General features: G+C 47.1%; 8 protein-coding genes. 6 read left to right on the plus strand and 2 right to left on the minus strand.

Annotation, left to right across the window (positions count from 1 at the left end):
- Positions 1 to 73: 73 nt before the first annotated feature.
- Positions 74 to 253 carry a replication restart DNA helicase PriA gene (locus RID53_RS05630; RefSeq protein ID WP_446387184.1) on the minus strand — a complete coding sequence of 60 codons (180 nt, stop codon included), beginning with the start codon at positions 251 to 253 and terminating at the stop codon, positions 74 to 76.
- Positions 254 to 497: 244 nt separating this feature from the next.
- Here RID53_RS05630 and RID53_RS05635 point away from each other — a divergent pair, with 244 nt between their 5' ends.
- From RID53_RS05635 to RID53_RS05650, 4 genes are all read left to right on the plus strand, one after another.
- Complete coding sequence (locus RID53_RS05635; RefSeq protein WP_446387185.1) at positions 498 to 1,745, plus strand: MFS transporter; 1,248 nt, start codon at positions 498 to 500, stop codon at positions 1,743 to 1,745.
- 140 nt (positions 1,746 to 1,885) lie between these two features.
- Positions 1,886 to 2,950, plus strand: a complete 1,065-nt coding sequence (locus RID53_RS05640) for an LOG family protein (RefSeq protein ID WP_446387186.1) — start codon at positions 1,886 to 1,888, stop codon at positions 2,948 to 2,950.
- A 648-nt stretch (positions 2,951 to 3,598) separates the two neighbouring features.
- Positions 3,599 to 7,042, plus strand: a complete 3,444-nt coding sequence (locus tag RID53_RS05645) for a glycoside hydrolase family 9 protein (RefSeq protein WP_446387187.1) — start codon at positions 3,599 to 3,601, stop codon at positions 7,040 to 7,042.
- 349 nt (positions 7,043 to 7,391) lie between these two features.
- Positions 7,392 to 7,604 carry a DUF6464 family protein gene (locus RID53_RS05650; RefSeq protein ID WP_446387188.1) on the plus strand — a complete coding sequence of 71 codons (213 nt, stop codon included), beginning with the start codon at positions 7,392 to 7,394 and terminating at the stop codon, positions 7,602 to 7,604.
- Between the two features lie 460 nt (positions 7,605 to 8,064).
- On the opposite strand, the gene RID53_RS05655 is transcribed toward RID53_RS05650, so the two are convergent.
- Positions 8,065 to 9,537 carry a leucyl aminopeptidase gene (locus tag RID53_RS05655; protein WP_446387189.1) on the minus strand — a complete coding sequence of 491 codons (1,473 nt, stop codon included), beginning with the start codon at positions 9,535 to 9,537 and terminating at the stop codon, positions 8,065 to 8,067.
- Between the two features lie 324 nt (positions 9,538 to 9,861).
- Between RID53_RS05655 and RID53_RS05660 the strand changes: the two genes are divergently transcribed.
- On the plus strand, positions 9,862 to 12,054 hold the full coding sequence (locus RID53_RS05660) for a transglycosylase SLT domain-containing protein (protein WP_446387190.1): 2,193 nt from the start codon (positions 9,862 to 9,864) through the stop codon (positions 12,052 to 12,054).
- Positions 12,055 to 12,493: 439 nt separating this feature from the next.
- Positions 12,494 to 15,793 carry a PAS domain S-box protein gene (locus RID53_RS05665; RefSeq protein WP_446387191.1) on the plus strand — a complete coding sequence of 1,100 codons (3,300 nt, stop codon included), beginning with the start codon at positions 12,494 to 12,496 and terminating at the stop codon, positions 15,791 to 15,793.
- Positions 15,794 to 15,838 lie beyond the last annotated feature (45 nt).

Genomic DNA, 15,838 nt, shown 5'->3' on the forward strand with positions numbered 1-15,838 from the left:
TCAACAACAGTAGGGACACGACATGCCGTGTCCCTACTCTGAATCTATGGATATGTTCTAACTTAATAACGTTTTAACGATGAGCATAAAGTCCTGGTGCATAGGCTTCTAACACTTTGCCTGTGCGGAAGCAATTGATCATCAAGTAATCACAGGTTGGACATTGAGTATTAGATAAATTCGTTTTAAAACAGTATTCTCGTTGAGCGAGACTCCCACAATTTGGACAATGGATTTCTTGTTTTATCTGCATTTTGTAACTGGTTTTATGACAAAAAAGAATTGAACGTAACAACTTTAATTAAGTTTCCATGATTAAATTATGCCAAAGATTTAAACCAAATTTTGCTTTCTTAATATTTCCTTAATCTTTATTTAATCTTTATATTTGGCTATTGGATTCTACCGTTGCCGATGCAGACAGACCCATCTATCGGGCGAGGGAGGTTGTTTCGTCAAATGTTAAGAATAGTAAATAGAACCAGGATGGACTCAAGATGAAAATCTTCTTAACCATGGAAGCGCAACAACGCAGGAACCTACTCGCTCTATTCGCGGCGGGTCTTCTGTTTTGGTCAAGTTTAGCTTCGATGCTACCAGCATTACCCCCTTACATTGAAGACATGGGGGGAACAACGCAGCAAGTCGGGATGGTGATGGGCGGCTTTGCGATCGGGTTGTTGATGTTTCGACAACGGTTAGGACATTTAGCCGATCAACATAGCCGTAAACTGGTAATCCTGATTGGTACGATTGTGGTGGCGATCGCACCGTTAGGGTATTTGTTCGCGGATTCGATTGCCTGGTTAATGGCAATCCGGGTCTTTCACGGGATTGGTTTAGCGGCATTTACGACAGGCTATATCGCCTTGGTGACCGATTTGTCACCCGTAGGTCAACGAGGAGAGTTAATTGGCTATATGAGTCTGGTGACGCCCTTGGGTATGGGATTAGGTCCAGCCTTGGGGGGATTGCTGGAGGCTCAAGCGGGTTACACCGCGTTTTTTCTATTTTCTGGGGGGCTGGGTTTATTCGCGTTTGTTTGTGCTAGCCAGGTGAGGGAACCTGAGCGAATCCAGGGAGCAAAATCGAACACAGCTAAACTGACATTCAAAGGATTCTGGCAGCTATTGGTGAGTCCCCGGCTGAGGATTCCGGCTGTGGTATTGCTTTTGGCTGGGTTGGCGTTTGGTGGGGTGAGTACATTTGCGGCGTTGTATATCCGAGCCACAAATGTCGATTTAAATCCGGGCTGGTTTTTCACGGCGGTGGCGATAGGGAGTTTCGGGATGCGTTTAATCGCGGGGCGGGCGTCTGATCGGTATGGGCGAGGTGTGTTTATTACCGGGAGTCTGATTGGCTATGGATTTGCCTTAACCCTGTTTTCTCAAGCGCAAACCCCACAAGCCTTTTTGCTGATTGGTTTAATTCAAGGATCAGGAGCGGGGATTTTATTACCCTTGATGATCGCCTTAATTTCCGATCGCTCCGGCGCCCATGAACGTGGGCGCGTGTTCTCGGCTTGTATTGCAGGGTTTGATTTAGGGATTGCGATCGCAGGACCCTTTTGGGGTACGATGGCTGAACCTCTGGGCTATCCCAGCATTTTTCTGGGTGCAGCGGGTTTGATTGTCTTAGCGCTGATTATTTTCACGACTCAATCGAGCAAAACGTTATCTCATTCCTTCAGATTTGCTGTAGGGCGAGAGCGAGATATTTATGTTTATCGAGAGGTCGAGTCCTAGTCTAGAGGTGCTGAGGGAGATGAGGGAGCTGGGGGAGCATGTAGAGACGTAGCATGCTACGTCTGGAAGCTGGGGAAGAGGATGACCAATGACCAATGACAAATCATTGATAAAATAGAGAGCCGTTAGTGAAATTCGCAATGACTCCATCTCCTTCGTACTCTGATCCGCAGTTACTTAAGAGCGATTTAGCGGCACTTATTGAGCGACTGCCAAATCTGACTGATGAAAAATGGATTCAACGTGCTTTAGGCGTACTGGTTCGGCTGACTCAGGAGGAGATTGATCGCCTGGATTGGAAAATCCTCACAGCGACGTTAGAGGATATGGAATCTGCTTTTCAAGTATTCTATCCCTATCGTCATGTCCGCAAGGTGACGATTTTCGGTTCAGCCCGGATTGACTCCCAGACACCGGAATATAAAATCGCTGCCGAGTTTGCCCGCTATTTGACCCAGCACGGTTTTATGGTGATGACAGGTGCTGGCGGTGGCATTATGGAGGCAGGACATTTAGGTGCGGGCGCGGAAAATTCCTTTGGTTTGAATATTCAGCTTCCCTTTGAGGAAACGAATCCGTTTATTCAGGGAGATCCGAAACTGATTCGGTTTAAATATTTCTTTACCCGCAAACTATTCTTCCTTAAAGAAAGTGACGCGATCGCACTTTTTCCTGGTGGCTTTGGTACGCAGGATGAAGCCTTTGAATGTTTAACCCTCTGTCAAACCGGGCGACTTGAACCAGTACCATTAGTCTTGATTGATCGCCCTGGTGGTACATACTGGCACGATTGGGATGCCTATCTTCGCAAGCATCTAATTCAACGCGGGTTAATCAGCCCGGAAGATACTAGCCTTTATACGGTGACGGATAATCTGGATGTGGCTTATGAGGCAATTCATCAGTTCTACAGTGTCTATCATTCTAGTCGTTATGTGGGCGATCAGTTTGTGATGCGACTTAAATCAGAGTTGTCTGATGCTGAGGTTGAACAGCTTAACGCTGAGTTTAGTGATATTGTTGTCAAGGGTCAAATTGAAAAAAGCAAGGCTTTGCCGGAAGAACTTCCGGATGAAACGGCTGATCTGCCACGCTTAATTTTTTACTTTAACCGCAAAGATTCTGGGCGTCTCTATCAACTGATCGCTCGAATTAGTCAAATGGCGGCTGCATCCCCAGAAACAACCCATCCTGAACGTAAATAAATAGGTAGGCACAATAAACGTGAAAGGCGGAGGTCGTCATTTGTCATTTGTCATTTGTCATTTGTTAGAGAACAGGGAACAGGGAACAGGTAAGGTAGAGTTTTGAGTTACAGCTCTTTGCGCTGTAATAAAGTACAGTAGATCAAAGTCCCCCTTCAGATCCCCCTCCCGTCCCCCTATTAGATCCCCCTCCCGTCCCCCTTAAAAAGGGGGAAGCCAAAGGATGCTTCGCTTTTTTGGCTTATGGGATTTAGGGGGATCGACAATGTACCGCATAGCAGAGCAAACTGCTGTAACTTCCTCATCTTCCTCCTCTCCCCACTCCTCCGCTTCCTTTCTTCTTGAAACAGATAATGGGAGAAAAAAGAATTAACCCAATTAAAATTATATTTTTCAGAGAAAATAATATATTTTTTTATTCTTTAAAACAAGTAATTGCTTTTATTTTTCTTTTATTAATCTTTAAAATAACTTTATTAAAAAATGATGACACTTCATATTCTGCTTGTCAGAATAGCTATTAGTGGTACCTGCGGATAGCACCACAACAATGTCCGAGCAAACATTATTGTAGCTGCCAATTCCTGCTCTGAGAACAAATCCTTGCTTTTGTTCTTGCTTAATGCGCTCACTAATAGGAGTTAAAGAATGACTTTTGCTGTAGATTTTGATGTTGCAAATGACTGGGGAAGTGGCTTTACAGCGAATCTTTCAATTGCCAACAATAGTTCCAGCGATGTAAATAGTTGGACTCTGGAGTTTGAAGCTCCCTTTGAAATTACCAATATCTGGGGTGCGGAAATTGTTAGTCAAGACGGCAATCGTTATACAGTTCGCAACCTCAGCTATAACGGCACTCTAACGGCTGATGGTACGGTTTCTTTCGGTTTCAACGGTAGCGGCGAGAGTGTTGAACCAACCGGTTATAGTCTCAATGGAGAATCCATTGGCACGTCTCCATCCATACCGACGCTTTCTGTTGATAATGTAACCGTTACTGAAGGTGACAGTGGTACAGTTGCGGCTGAGTTTGTCGTCAACCTATCCGAAGCCAGTGACCAAGAGGTGATGGTTGAGTATGGGACTGCCAATGGTACAGCCACGGCGGGGTCTGACTACACCGCTCAATCTGGCACGTTGACCTTTGCGGCAGGAGAAACCTCTAAAATCATTAGTGTACCTGTACTTGGGGACACGACGGTAGAGAACAATGAAACCTTCACTCTGAATCTCTCTAGTCCCAGCAACGCCACCATTGCAGACGCGCAAGGGATTGGCACAATTACCGATAATGATGAGTCTGCCCCAGTACTACCCCAGTTATCGATTGATGATGTCAGTGTCACTGAAGGGGATAGCGGGAGTAAAAACGCAACATTTACCGTTAACCTCTCCGCCGCTAGCACTGAATCTGTCACCGTTGACTATGGGACTAGCGATGACACAGCCACAGCGGGGTCTGACTACACCGCTCAATCTGGCACAATCACCTTTGACGCTGGAGAAACCTCTCAAACCATCACTGTACCCATCTTAGGTGACACAACGGTAGAGAGCGATGAAACCTTTAACGTTAACCTCTCCCAAGCCAACAACGCCACAATTGCAGATGCTCAAGGGGTGGGTACAATTAGCAATGATGACTCCAGCAGTCTTCCCACCACAGACAATGCGTTTGCGGTTGATTTTGATGTTGCCAACGATTGGGGAAGTGGCTTCACCGCGAATCTAGAAATTGCTAACAATAGCTCAAGCCAGGTGAATGGCTGGACGCTGGAGTTTGACTCTCAATTTGAAATTACCGATATCTGGGGAGCGAAAATTCTCAGCAAAGAAGGCAACCGTTATACCATTGGCAACCTTAGTTATAACGGCACTTTAGCGGCTGACGGTACGGTTTCTTTCGGTTTCAACGGTAACGGTGATAGTGTTGAACCCACTAGCTACAGTTTGAATGGAGACCCCATTGACGCCTCCCCCTCGATACCGACGCTCTCAGTTGATGATGTCAGTGTTACCGAAGGTGACAACGGTACGGTTGCGGCTGAGTTTGTCGTCAACATGTCCGAAGCCAGTGACCAAGAGGTGACGGTTGAGTATGGGACTGACAACGGTACAGCAACAGCAGGGTCTGACTATACCGCTCAATCGGGTACAATCACCTTTGCAGCGGGAGAAACCTCGAAAATCATCAGCGTTGATGTCAATGGAGACACGACAGTAGAGAGCAATGAAACCTTTAATTTGAACCTCTCCAATGCCAGCAATGCAACCATTGCAGATGCTCAAGGGGTTGGCACCATTAATAATGATGACGCCGATTCTACTCCGGTACTGCCCCAGTTCTCCATCAATGATGTCAGTGTCACTGAAGGCGATAGCGGGAGTAAAAACGCGACCTTTACCGTCAGCCTCTCCGCCGCTAGCACGGAGTCGATAAGCGTTGACTACGGGACTAGCAATGACACAGCCACAGCGGGGTCTGACTATACCGCTGAATCTGGCACACTTACCTTTGCGGCGGGAGAAACCTCGAAAACCATTAGTGTCGCTGTCACTGGAGACACCACGGTTGAGAGCGATGAAACCTTTAACGTTAATCTCTCCAATGCTAGTAACGCCACGATTGGAGATGGTCAAGGGGTGGGAACCATTCTCAATAACGATTCCTCCCAACCCCCTCCTCAGCAAGGGGATTTTAATTATGGGGAAGCGCTGCAAAAGTCTATCCTCTTCTACTATGCTCAACGCTCTGGTGACCTACCCGATACCAATCCTATCCCTTGGCGCGGTGATTCCGCTCTAAACGATGGCTCAGATGTAGGAGTTGACCTGACAGGCGGTTACTACGACGCGGGCGACCACGTTAAATTCGGCTTACCCGGAGCCGCTTCCCTAACCATGCTGGGTTGGGGTGCGGTTCAATACCAGGATGCTTATCAGCAAAGTGGACAATTTGAAGAGGTTCTGGACACCATCAAGTGGGGTACTGATTACATCCTCAAAGCTCACGTCACTGACGGTCAAGGGACGAAAGAGTTTTACGGACAAGTTGGAGATGGTAACCTCGACCACGCTTACTGGGGTCCTCCGGAAGACATGACCATGGAACGACCCGCCTATAAAATCGACCGTCAGAATCCTGGGTCTGATTTAGCTGGGGAAGCGGCGGCGTCTCTGGCGGCGGCTTCGATTGTCTTCCGAGGAGTAGACGAAGCCTACGCGGATACCCTGCTACAGAACGCTGAACAACTCTACGATTTTGCTGACCAATATCGCGGTGTCTATACTGACGCGATTCCCGATGCGGGTCAGTTCTACAATTCCTTCAGTGGCTTCCAAGACGAGCTAGTTTGGGGCGCAACCTGGCTACACAAAGCAACGGAGGCGGCGGGTAGTACAGATACGACGTATCTCAACAAAGCCGAAAGTTTATACCAGGGAATTGGTCCAGGGTGGACGCAATCCTGGGATGACAAATCCTATGGTGCGGCTATCTTGTTAGCTCAGGAAACGGGCAAATCTGAGTATAAAGGTGATGTGGAAGGCTGGTTAAACTCCTGGCTTCCCGGCGGTAGTACCGCAACCTATACCGATGGTGGACTCGCATGGCTGAGTCAGTGGGGTTCTCTGCGCTACAGCGCCAATACCTCATTCCTAGCTGGCGTCTACGCGGATACGGTGAATGACCCCAATGGTCAATACTCGGATTTTGCTGAGGGGCAAATTGACTATATCCTAGGCGATAATCCCCGCGACTTCAGCTATATGGTTGGTTTTGGTGAGGACTATGCGCTCAACCCCCACCACCGCGCGGCTTCTGGAGTGACGAATATCAGTGATTCTCGCGATAACCTACATACCCTCTACGGGGCGCTAGTGGGAGGTCCTGCTTCAGCCGATGATTTTGATTATGTGGATGAGCGCACGGACTTCATTCGCAATGAAGTGGCGATGGACTACAATGCTGGCTTAACCGGAGCGTTGGCTAGAATGTACGGAGAATTTGGTGGACAAACGCTCGATACTATTTCGGGAGTCAATCTCGATAACTTGAATTCGTTGACCGTTGCCGATGTAGTCGCATCCTAAAGAAACAGGAGCAGGATAGGTGAACAATTATCCTGCTACCAATTTAGTTTGATCAGAAGTAATGAATAGGGCGATTTTACCGCACCGAGTCTTTTAAGTCAATAGCTGCGTTTCTTAGGAGACGCGGCTTTTTCCTTTATTTCATTGATTTGTCCCCCTAGAAGACACCGAAACTCTAACAGGAAAAACCTGATTCATGCATCCGGTTGCCCATTGTATCTGTGCAATTGGGTAGATATTTTATGGCATAATTAGGGATTATTATACCGTTGTCTACAGAAAATTAAGCAAATAGACCCCACAACTGTCTTTGGTTAAGTTAGCGATGACAACAATTGGATTCAAACGCATGAGACTAAAGTCCCATGCTCAGATTAAACGCTTGATTGATTTTCATGAGCAACGCATGAGGCAATTATCAAACACGGTCGATAAAAAGCATACCTGTCGATATTATGCGAATTCTGCATTCTTGCTTTGTGCTGTAAACCCTCTCGGTTCCTGCGAAGGCTGTCACGAGTATGAACCGGAGGTAACGTCCGATGAGAGACTCATCCAATAAAAACGGATTCTCTTTACTACCCTATTTCTTATCAAATAGCACGATATTAGATTCGTTTGGGCTACGATAATTTAGTTCATTCACACTGTAGGGGCGCACAGACGTGCGCCCTTTATTCAATTACGCCTGTGAAGCCAAAATATTCCCAATCGTTCAGTCTATTTGAAACCATTTGAGGTGTTGAACTTTACTCAGGGAGTCACCAAAAACTCTATTGTTTATTCGTTGGCTCACCTAGAGAAGGTTCGCTTCTTACCCTATCTCCTCTTATGGGCTTTTGTGTTTCTCTACAGCATTTTTAGACTCGATGTGATACACCCAAACAAGAGCAGAACAAAAATTGTGGATTCGATTTGACCATTGAATCGGGCGCAAATCTTTGCGCCCCTACGGTTATTGAAAAATTTCCCAACACCCTTTGGTCAATGTTTAGACTGCTTCGTGCAATTACGCACCTCGCTTATGCCAAAACCCAGTGAACCAGCGTGCGAACTGGAAAACCTGTCGCCCCAGCATTATTGCACCCGTCTTCTTTATCTGCCCAAACTGGACCGGCGATGTCTAAATGCGCCCACGCTGTCTCTTTCACAAACTGCTTTAAAAATAGAGCCGCTGTGATTGAACCCCCGGCACGAGGTCCCGTGTTTTTCATATCAGCAATGGGTGACTTCATTCCCTCAAAGTATTTCTCTTCCATCGGCATCTGCCAGAATTTTTCACCCGCTTTTTCCGATGCGGTTTTGAATTGAGTTGCGAGGGTGTCATCAGTTGTCCAAAGTCCACCAATATCATTGCCGAGTGCTACGATACAAGCCCCGGTGAGGGTGGCTAAATCCACGATCGCGTCTAACTCCAGCTTCTCAGCAAACACCAACGCATCAGCCAGCGTCAGCCGCCCTTCGGCGTCGGTGTTATTCACTTCAATGGTTTTGCCATTGGAGGCGGTAAGGATATCACCGGGATGCAACGCATGACCACTAATCATATTCTCGGTTGCGGCACTAATAAAGTGAACCTCCACATCCGGCTTTAATTCACCGATCGCCTTAGCAGCACCGAGGGTAGCACCCGCCCCTCCCATATCCATTTTCATGGTTTCGATGCCGCTACCTGAGACTTTTAGGTTCAAGCCACCGGAATCAAAGGTTAATCCCTTGCCCACAATCGCGACTTTCCGACGCGGTGTTCCTTGGGGTTTATAGGTGAGATGAATAAACTTGGGTGGCATTTCTGAGGCTTGGGCTACACCCAAAAACGCGCCCATGCCTAACTTTTCACATTCGTCGCGCTCTAATACTTCTAGCGTCATCCCATAAGCAGAGGCAATATCTTGGGCTGTCTGTGCCAAGGTTAGGGGAGTGACAGAATTCGGGGGGGCGGCGACTAACTCTCGTGCTAAGATTACTCCTTCACAAATCGCATGGGCTTGGTTAATCGCGGCTTGGACATCACCCAATCCCAATAATTCAACCTGTTCGAGTTTCGCCCCCTTATCTTCCGGTTCCGACTTAAAGCGATTATCTACATGCAATGCTAGAGTAATCCCTTCGGCGATCGCCTGGGCGCTGAGGGCGGTATCATTATTCGTCGCCGGGAGGCTAACACCCAGAGTTTTGCTCTTTTGCTGCTTTGCCATCCGTGCGATCGCCGCCGCTACCCGACGTAAACTGTCTACGGTTAGGTCATCCGATTTACCCAACCCGACTAAAATAACTTTACGAACTGAGCTACCGGCACCCACACGAGTTACAGCACTACTGCCAACGCTTCCTTTAAACTCGGTTTCCTCAATCAGTTCCTTCAGCGTACCGGAGAGTTTCTGATCAAGCTGGGCTAAATCATCCGTTAACTCTACAGCATCTTCAAAGAATCCCAGTGCTAGGGCATCACCAGTCCAATCTACCCGTGGTGTATCCGTGGCTCGAATTTCCATTCCTTCGTTGTGTCTCTTATCTTTTACCTCATCTTTCAGTATTGCATTTGTCCTTTGTCATTCGTCATTCGTTATTCGTCAAAACACTGATTTCACGGATTTATTGGAGAGATAGGGGTAGGGAGGTGAGAGCTTATTGACACTGATTACACAGACAAGGAAAGTTCTCTCATTTTCCCTATCTCCCCCTGCTCCCCCTGCTCCCCCTGCTCCCCCTGCTCCCCCTGCTCCCCCTGCTGCTGATAACTGATAACTCCCCCATTTTCCTGATCGTTCGTCACAATGGTAGACAGTATTTTATCAGTATTGGGCGAAATAGGTTTCATGCTAAAGGTACAGAAATACAGAGTTCCTGTAGCAGTCGGGGCGGGATTGCTATTTATTGCCTTATGTGGTTCGTCTTGGTTCGTTCTCCGACAGACTGGTGTTCTGCAAAACTGGCTCGGTGAGTCCCCGCCAAGTGAACTGGGTTTGACCCAAAAGGATACTCAATCCCTGGTATTGCCCTTGGTATCCTTATCCCCCGAAGCTAGGGCGGAACAACTGATGGATATTGCTTCGGGGCGTCAATCCCTGGATCAATATCGCGCCCGCTATTTGTTGGCGTCGGATTTAATTGGACAACAGCAGCCAGAGGCGGCACTTCAATGGTTAGAGGGATTGGACGCGAAGTATCCCCAGTTAGCCTCTCACATAGCCCTGAAACGCGCTCAAGCCTACACAGCGATGGGGGATATGGCTAACGCCGAACAAGCTTGGCAAGGGATTCTAGAGACTTACCCCAGTGATCCCGTCGCCGCGCACGCCCTGTATGCGTTAGGGGAATCGAATCCAGAGTATTGGCAACAGGCGATCGCGCAATTTCCGACTCATCCCCGTACCCTAGATATTGTTCGCCAAAAGCTGCAAGAGAATCCTAAACAGTTGGATTTATTACTACTATTGGCGAAATCAGCATACGATGCTCCTGGTAGTGGCGGAATTCGCGATCGCTTAGTGAATGAGTATGCCTCTCAATTACAGCCGGAAGACTGGCAGACGATTGCCTTTGGCTATTGGAAAACCCGCGAATATGGCAAAGCTGCCAAAGCCTACACCAAAGCCCCGCCCACGCCCGAACATGCCTATCGAGTGGGGCGCGGCTATCACCTGAAAGGCAAACGCCAGGAAGCCAAAGCCGCCTATCAACAGCTTATTCGCACCTTCCCCGATGCCAAGGAAACGGGGTTAGGATTGCGGCGTCTGGCGAGTCTCCTCCCCTCCCAAGAGGCAATCCCTTACCTGGATCAGGTGGTGGCGAAGTTCCCCGATGAAGCCCCAGAAGCCCTACTCACCAAAGCAAACATCCTGGATGCGTTGGGCAGTTCTCAATCTGCCGCCCAAGCCCGTCAATCGGTGTTAACCCAATATCCGAATTCTGACGCCGCCGCAGACTATCGTTGGCAGGTAGCAAACCAGAAAGCCCAAGCGGGGAATCTCGCCGAAGCATGGCAATGGGCGCAACCGATTACCACAGATAGTCCCGATAGTGCCATCGCCCCGGAAGCGGCGTTTTGGGTGGGCAGATGGGCAATGCAACTGGGACGCCAAGAGGAAGCGACATCCGCATTTGAGCATGTTTTGGCACAGTATCCCGAATCCTATTATGCGTGGCGGTCTGCCCGATTTCTCGGCTGGGATGTGGGGGACTTTACCACGGTGCGAGATGTGAATCCGACGGTGGTGCTACCGAAAACGCGATCGCGACTTCCGGCTGGATCAGATACCTTAAAAGAATTGCATCTATTGGGACAAAATCAGGACAGTTGGACGCTTTGGCAAGCCGAATTTGAGAATCGCCAGGAACCCACGGTTGCTGAACAGTTCACCGATGGCGTTATGCGCTTAGGCGTGGGTGATAACATTAATGGAATTAACCAAGTTTGGTTTTTGAGTCAGCGCGAAACCCCGGAAGAACGTCGGCAATGGCAAGCCTTGCGTGCTGAACCAGCGTATTGGCATACACTTTTTCCTCTACCATTTTTTGATTCGGTTGTCAATTGGTCTGGTCAACGTCAACTTAATCCCTTATTGGTGACAGGTTTAATTCGCCAAGAATCGCGGTTTGAACCCGAAATCGGTTCTATAGCGGGAGCCAGGGGGTTAATGCAAGTGATGCCGGGAACGGGTCAATGGATTGCCGATAAAATTCAGCTTCAGGAGTATGACCTGAATGACCCTAATGATAATGTCAAATTGGGTACATGGTATTTAGATCACACTCACCAAGAATACAATAACCATTCTCTATTCGCCGTAGCAAGTTACAATGCGGGTCCAGGGAATGTGGCAAAGTGGATCAGGAAGTATGATACAACTGACCCTGATGCGTTTATTGAGCAGATTCCTTTTGCGGAAACGAAGGGATATGTGGAGGCAGTTTTTGAGAATTATTGGAATTATTTGCGGCTGTATAATCCAGAGGTGAATCAGTTATTACGGAAGTATTCTAAGAGTCAGCCAGGAATATCTCCTTAGTGTATGTAGTGGACTGACACAGCTAAAATGGTGGCATAGATTTGACAGTGAAATTGGGCGCACGTCGGTCATCCGTGTCAACTTAAGCTCAACCCCCTCACCCCCAGCCCCTCTCCCACCAGGGGAGAGGGGAGCAAGAAGGAAGCGATATAGAAACGGTATTCTAGAGATGCTTTGGAAGCGTCTTTATGTGATGGTTCCCCTTCTCCTATGCAACAAAAGCGAAGCATCCTCTGTCCTCCCCCCTCTTCGTAGGGGGGAACGAGGGGGGTGGGAGAAGGGGTTAGGGGATGAGGGTGAAAAGCTTGCCAGTCGTGCTTTTCATCTTAAGTTGATACCAATGCACGTCGGTGCGCCCCTACAATTTTAATCCACCAAATTAGGTGTGCCACGCCAGTAGTAAGACAGCGAGTGGTGAGCATAAACATTAATAAATACCATGGATATTTTGCCGAATATAAAACCGATAAAGATATTGATTATTGCTGCTTATTCGGATAATTATCAGACTATTAACAAGTATTTATCTAGTTCTGAATATAGTCATATTAACGCTGAAAACCTTGAACAAGCTCTATCTATTATTGATGCCGATACTGATTCTATACCTGACTTAATCCTGATAGCTGTTAATCATTCAGAGATTAACATCAGTGAACCCATCAAAAAGCTGCAAAAAGTGACACAGCTAAATGATGTACCGATTATTGTCTCAATTACTCACAACCTTATCACTGAATTAAACTCACTATTAGCAGCAGGTGCAAATGATTATTTAATTACCCCCTTTACCCAAGCCGAACTTTTAGCCCGAATCCAGGCTCAGTTACATCTTCATAAACTCAACGCCGAAAATTTACGCCTCAAGCAAGAAAATACAGATTTAAAAATCTTACTAGAGACATCCACAGAACATGGTGATCTTGTCTTTGAACAGTTGCATGATCAAGCCGAGGAAGCGGTGCGTGAAAGTGAACATCGGCTGGCGCAATTTTTAGAAGCAGTACCTGTTGGCGTGTTGGTGGTGGAGGCTAGTGGTAAGCTTTACTTTATGAATCAACAAGCCAAGCAGATTTTGGCACAAGATTTAGATCCAAATCTCCACACCGATCAACTTTGTTACACCTATCAACTTTATAGAGCAGACACCACTCAATTATACCCTTTAGACCGCTTACCGATCGCGCGATCGCTCCAGGGTGAAACCGTAACCGTTGACGACTTAGAAGTGCGTCACGCGAATCAACGAATTCCCCTAGAAATGCAGACAATGCCCATCTATGATGAACAGGGAACTCTGCTCTATGGTATTAGTGTATTCAAAGATATTACCGCCCGCAAACGTACCGAGAAAATTTTAACCGAGTATAACCAAACCCTAGAACAAGCCGTCCGCGATCGCACCCAAGAATTAGAAACCAAAAATCAGCAACTTTACCAAGAAATTGAGGAACGCAAGTTACTTGAGCAAAAATTGCGAACCTCTGAGGGCAAAATGCGAGCAGTATTTGAAGCAATGCCTGATATTATCCTAATTATTGATCCTCAAACTAATGATATTCAAGTTGCACCAACTCGACCCACTCGCGATATTAAAAAATCAATACCCCTGATTAACCAAACGATTGAGCAATTTCTCGACAGTGACAATACTCAAAGCTGGTTCCAGCAAATTCACCAGGTTATCGAAACCCAAGAACCGATTCATTTTGATTATAGTTTAAATGATGCCGATCAACGGGTTTGGTTTACCGCCAGTATTGCCCCGTTACCGAACAACTCTGTTATCTGGGTTGCCCGCAATATTACCGATCGCAAACGCACCCAATTTGCCTTGTATCAATCAGAAGAAAAGTTTGCCCGTGCCTTCCGTTCTAGTCCCAGCGCCATGACAATCACGCGATTAAGTGATGGCTGTCATATTGATGTGAATGATAGCTTTTGTCAGTTTACCGGCTATTCTGCCCCAGAAATTATTGGTCGCACTGCCCTTGATTTGAATCTCTGGGTCAATCAAAAAGACCGAAACCGGATGTTAAAAGCAATATCAAACAAGGGGATTATTCGCAACTACGAATTTGAGTTTCGTACCAAATCGGGGGACATTCGCACCGCCTTACTCTCAGCCGAACAAATTAACCTAGATGAGCAAACCTGTCTGATCGCCGTCAGCCAAGATATTAGCGATCGCAAGCAGGTGGAATTTGCTCTAAAACTGGCTAAAGAGACGGCTGAACAGGCAAATCGCGCCAAAAGTCAATTCCTGTCTAATATGAGTCATGAATTACGCACTCCTTTGAATGCGATTATTGGATTTGCTCAGTTGTTAGGGCGCGACTCTTCCTTAACCCAAGAACAACATGATCATATTGGCATTATTTGCCGCTCTGGTGAACATTTACTTGGTTTAATCAATAATGTGCTGCAACTGTCTAAGGTTGAAGCAGGTCAGGTCAAACTCAATTGCTATAGTTTTGATCTATATGGGATGCTGCAAGTTTTAGAGGAAATGTTCAAGTTGCAGGCTGAGAATAAAGGATTGCAGTTAGTCTTTGATTATGATGAGGCGCTACCTCGCTATGTAGAGACTGATGAAGGGAAGCTGCGTCAAGTCTTAATTAATTTAGTGAATAATGCGATTAAATTCACTAGCCAGGGAGGTGTTACCTTGCGCGTTAAAGCGGTGCAGGGGAAGTCGGGCAAGCAATGTAGAGACGTAGCATGCTACGTCTGGGAGCAGGGGAAAATGGGAGAATCAACTCAACACCCAACATTTAATACTTTCCCAATCCCTCAAAAACTGCGATTTGAAATTGAAGACACGGGTTCCGGTATTGCGCCAGAGGAAATTGATTTACTATTTGAGGCTTTTGGGCAAACTGAAACCGGGCGCAAATCGCTGGAAGGTACAGGATTAGGATTACCGATTAGTCAACAATTTGTCCAACTTATGGGCGGAGAAATTCAGGTCAGTAGTCGCTTAAACCAAGGCAGTATTTTTACCTTTGATATTCACGTTAACCGGGTGGAGGGAATTGAGCCAGAAACCCAGTCAGCGACGCCTCGCGTAGTTGGCTTAGTACCCAGACAACCCAATTACCGTATCCTAGTGGTGGATGATCGCCTAGAAAGTCGCTTATTATTGGTAAAACTGCTAACCGCCGTGGGATTTTCCGTGCGAGAAGCGGTGAATGGGCAAGACGCGATCGCGATCTGGACTAGCTGGGAACCTCACCTGATTTGGATGGATATGCGAATGCCTGTGATGGATGGATATGAAGCCACCAAACACATTAAAGGGCATCTCCAAGGTCAAGCTACCGTGGTGTTAGCCCTTACCGCTAGTGCGTTTGAAGAAGAGCGATCGCTGGTTCTCTCGGCTGGGTGTGACGATTTTGTTCGCAAACCCTTCCGAGAAGACGTAATCTTTAATAAGATAGCCCACTATTTAGGGGTGCATTATGTCTACGAACAGCCAACCGCATCAACAGCGTTAGAGGATGAAAACCTAGCATCCAACCAACCCCTAACGGCTCAAGCCCTGACAATTATGTCCAAGGAGTGGATTCATGAATTATACCAAGCGGCAGATTCGATTGATAACGAACGGATTTTCCAGCTTATCGAGCAAATTCCCCCAACTCATACCGCGATCGCCCAAGCTATCACAGATATGGTGAATAACTTCCGTTGTGATCAAATTATCGATTTAATTCATGAACTGCGCCTTACTTCGTGAAGACGCGGATTGGCAGAGGGAACCTGCCAGTAGAGACGCGCCATG

It is taken from the genome of Coleofasciculus sp. B1-GNL1-01 (assembly GCF_040220235.1).
In the GTDB taxonomy this organism is placed as follows: Bacteria; Cyanobacteriota; Cyanobacteriia; order Cyanobacteriales; family Coleofasciculaceae; genus Coleofasciculus.

What these genes read in the sequence shown, in the direction of transcription:
- RID53_RS05660 (WP_446387190.1), top strand. Translation starts at nt 9,862, where the DNA reads ATGCTAAAGGTACAGAAATACAGAGTTCCTGTAGCAGTCGGGGCGGGA.
- RID53_RS05650 (WP_446387188.1), top strand. Translation starts at nt 7,392, where the DNA reads ATGAGACTAAAGTCCCATGCTCAGATTAAACGCTTGATTGATTTTCAT.
- RID53_RS05645 (WP_446387187.1), top strand. Translation starts at nt 3,599, where the DNA reads ATGACTTTTGCTGTAGATTTTGATGTTGCAAATGACTGGGGAAGTGGC.
- RID53_RS05665 (WP_446387191.1), top strand. Translation starts at nt 12,494, where the DNA reads ATGGATATTTTGCCGAATATAAAACCGATAAAGATATTGATTATTGCT.
- RID53_RS05655 (WP_446387189.1), bottom strand. Translation starts at nt 9,537, where the DNA reads ATGGAAATTCGAGCCACGGATACACCACGGGTAGATTGGACTGGTGAT.
- RID53_RS05630 (WP_446387184.1), bottom strand. Translation starts at nt 253, where the DNA reads ATGCAGATAAAACAAGAAATCCATTGTCCAAATTGTGGGAGTCTCGCT.
- RID53_RS05635 (WP_446387185.1), top strand. Translation starts at nt 498, where the DNA reads ATGAAAATCTTCTTAACCATGGAAGCGCAACAACGCAGGAACCTACTC.
- RID53_RS05640 (WP_446387186.1), top strand. Translation starts at nt 1,886, where the DNA reads ATGACTCCATCTCCTTCGTACTCTGATCCGCAGTTACTTAAGAGCGAT.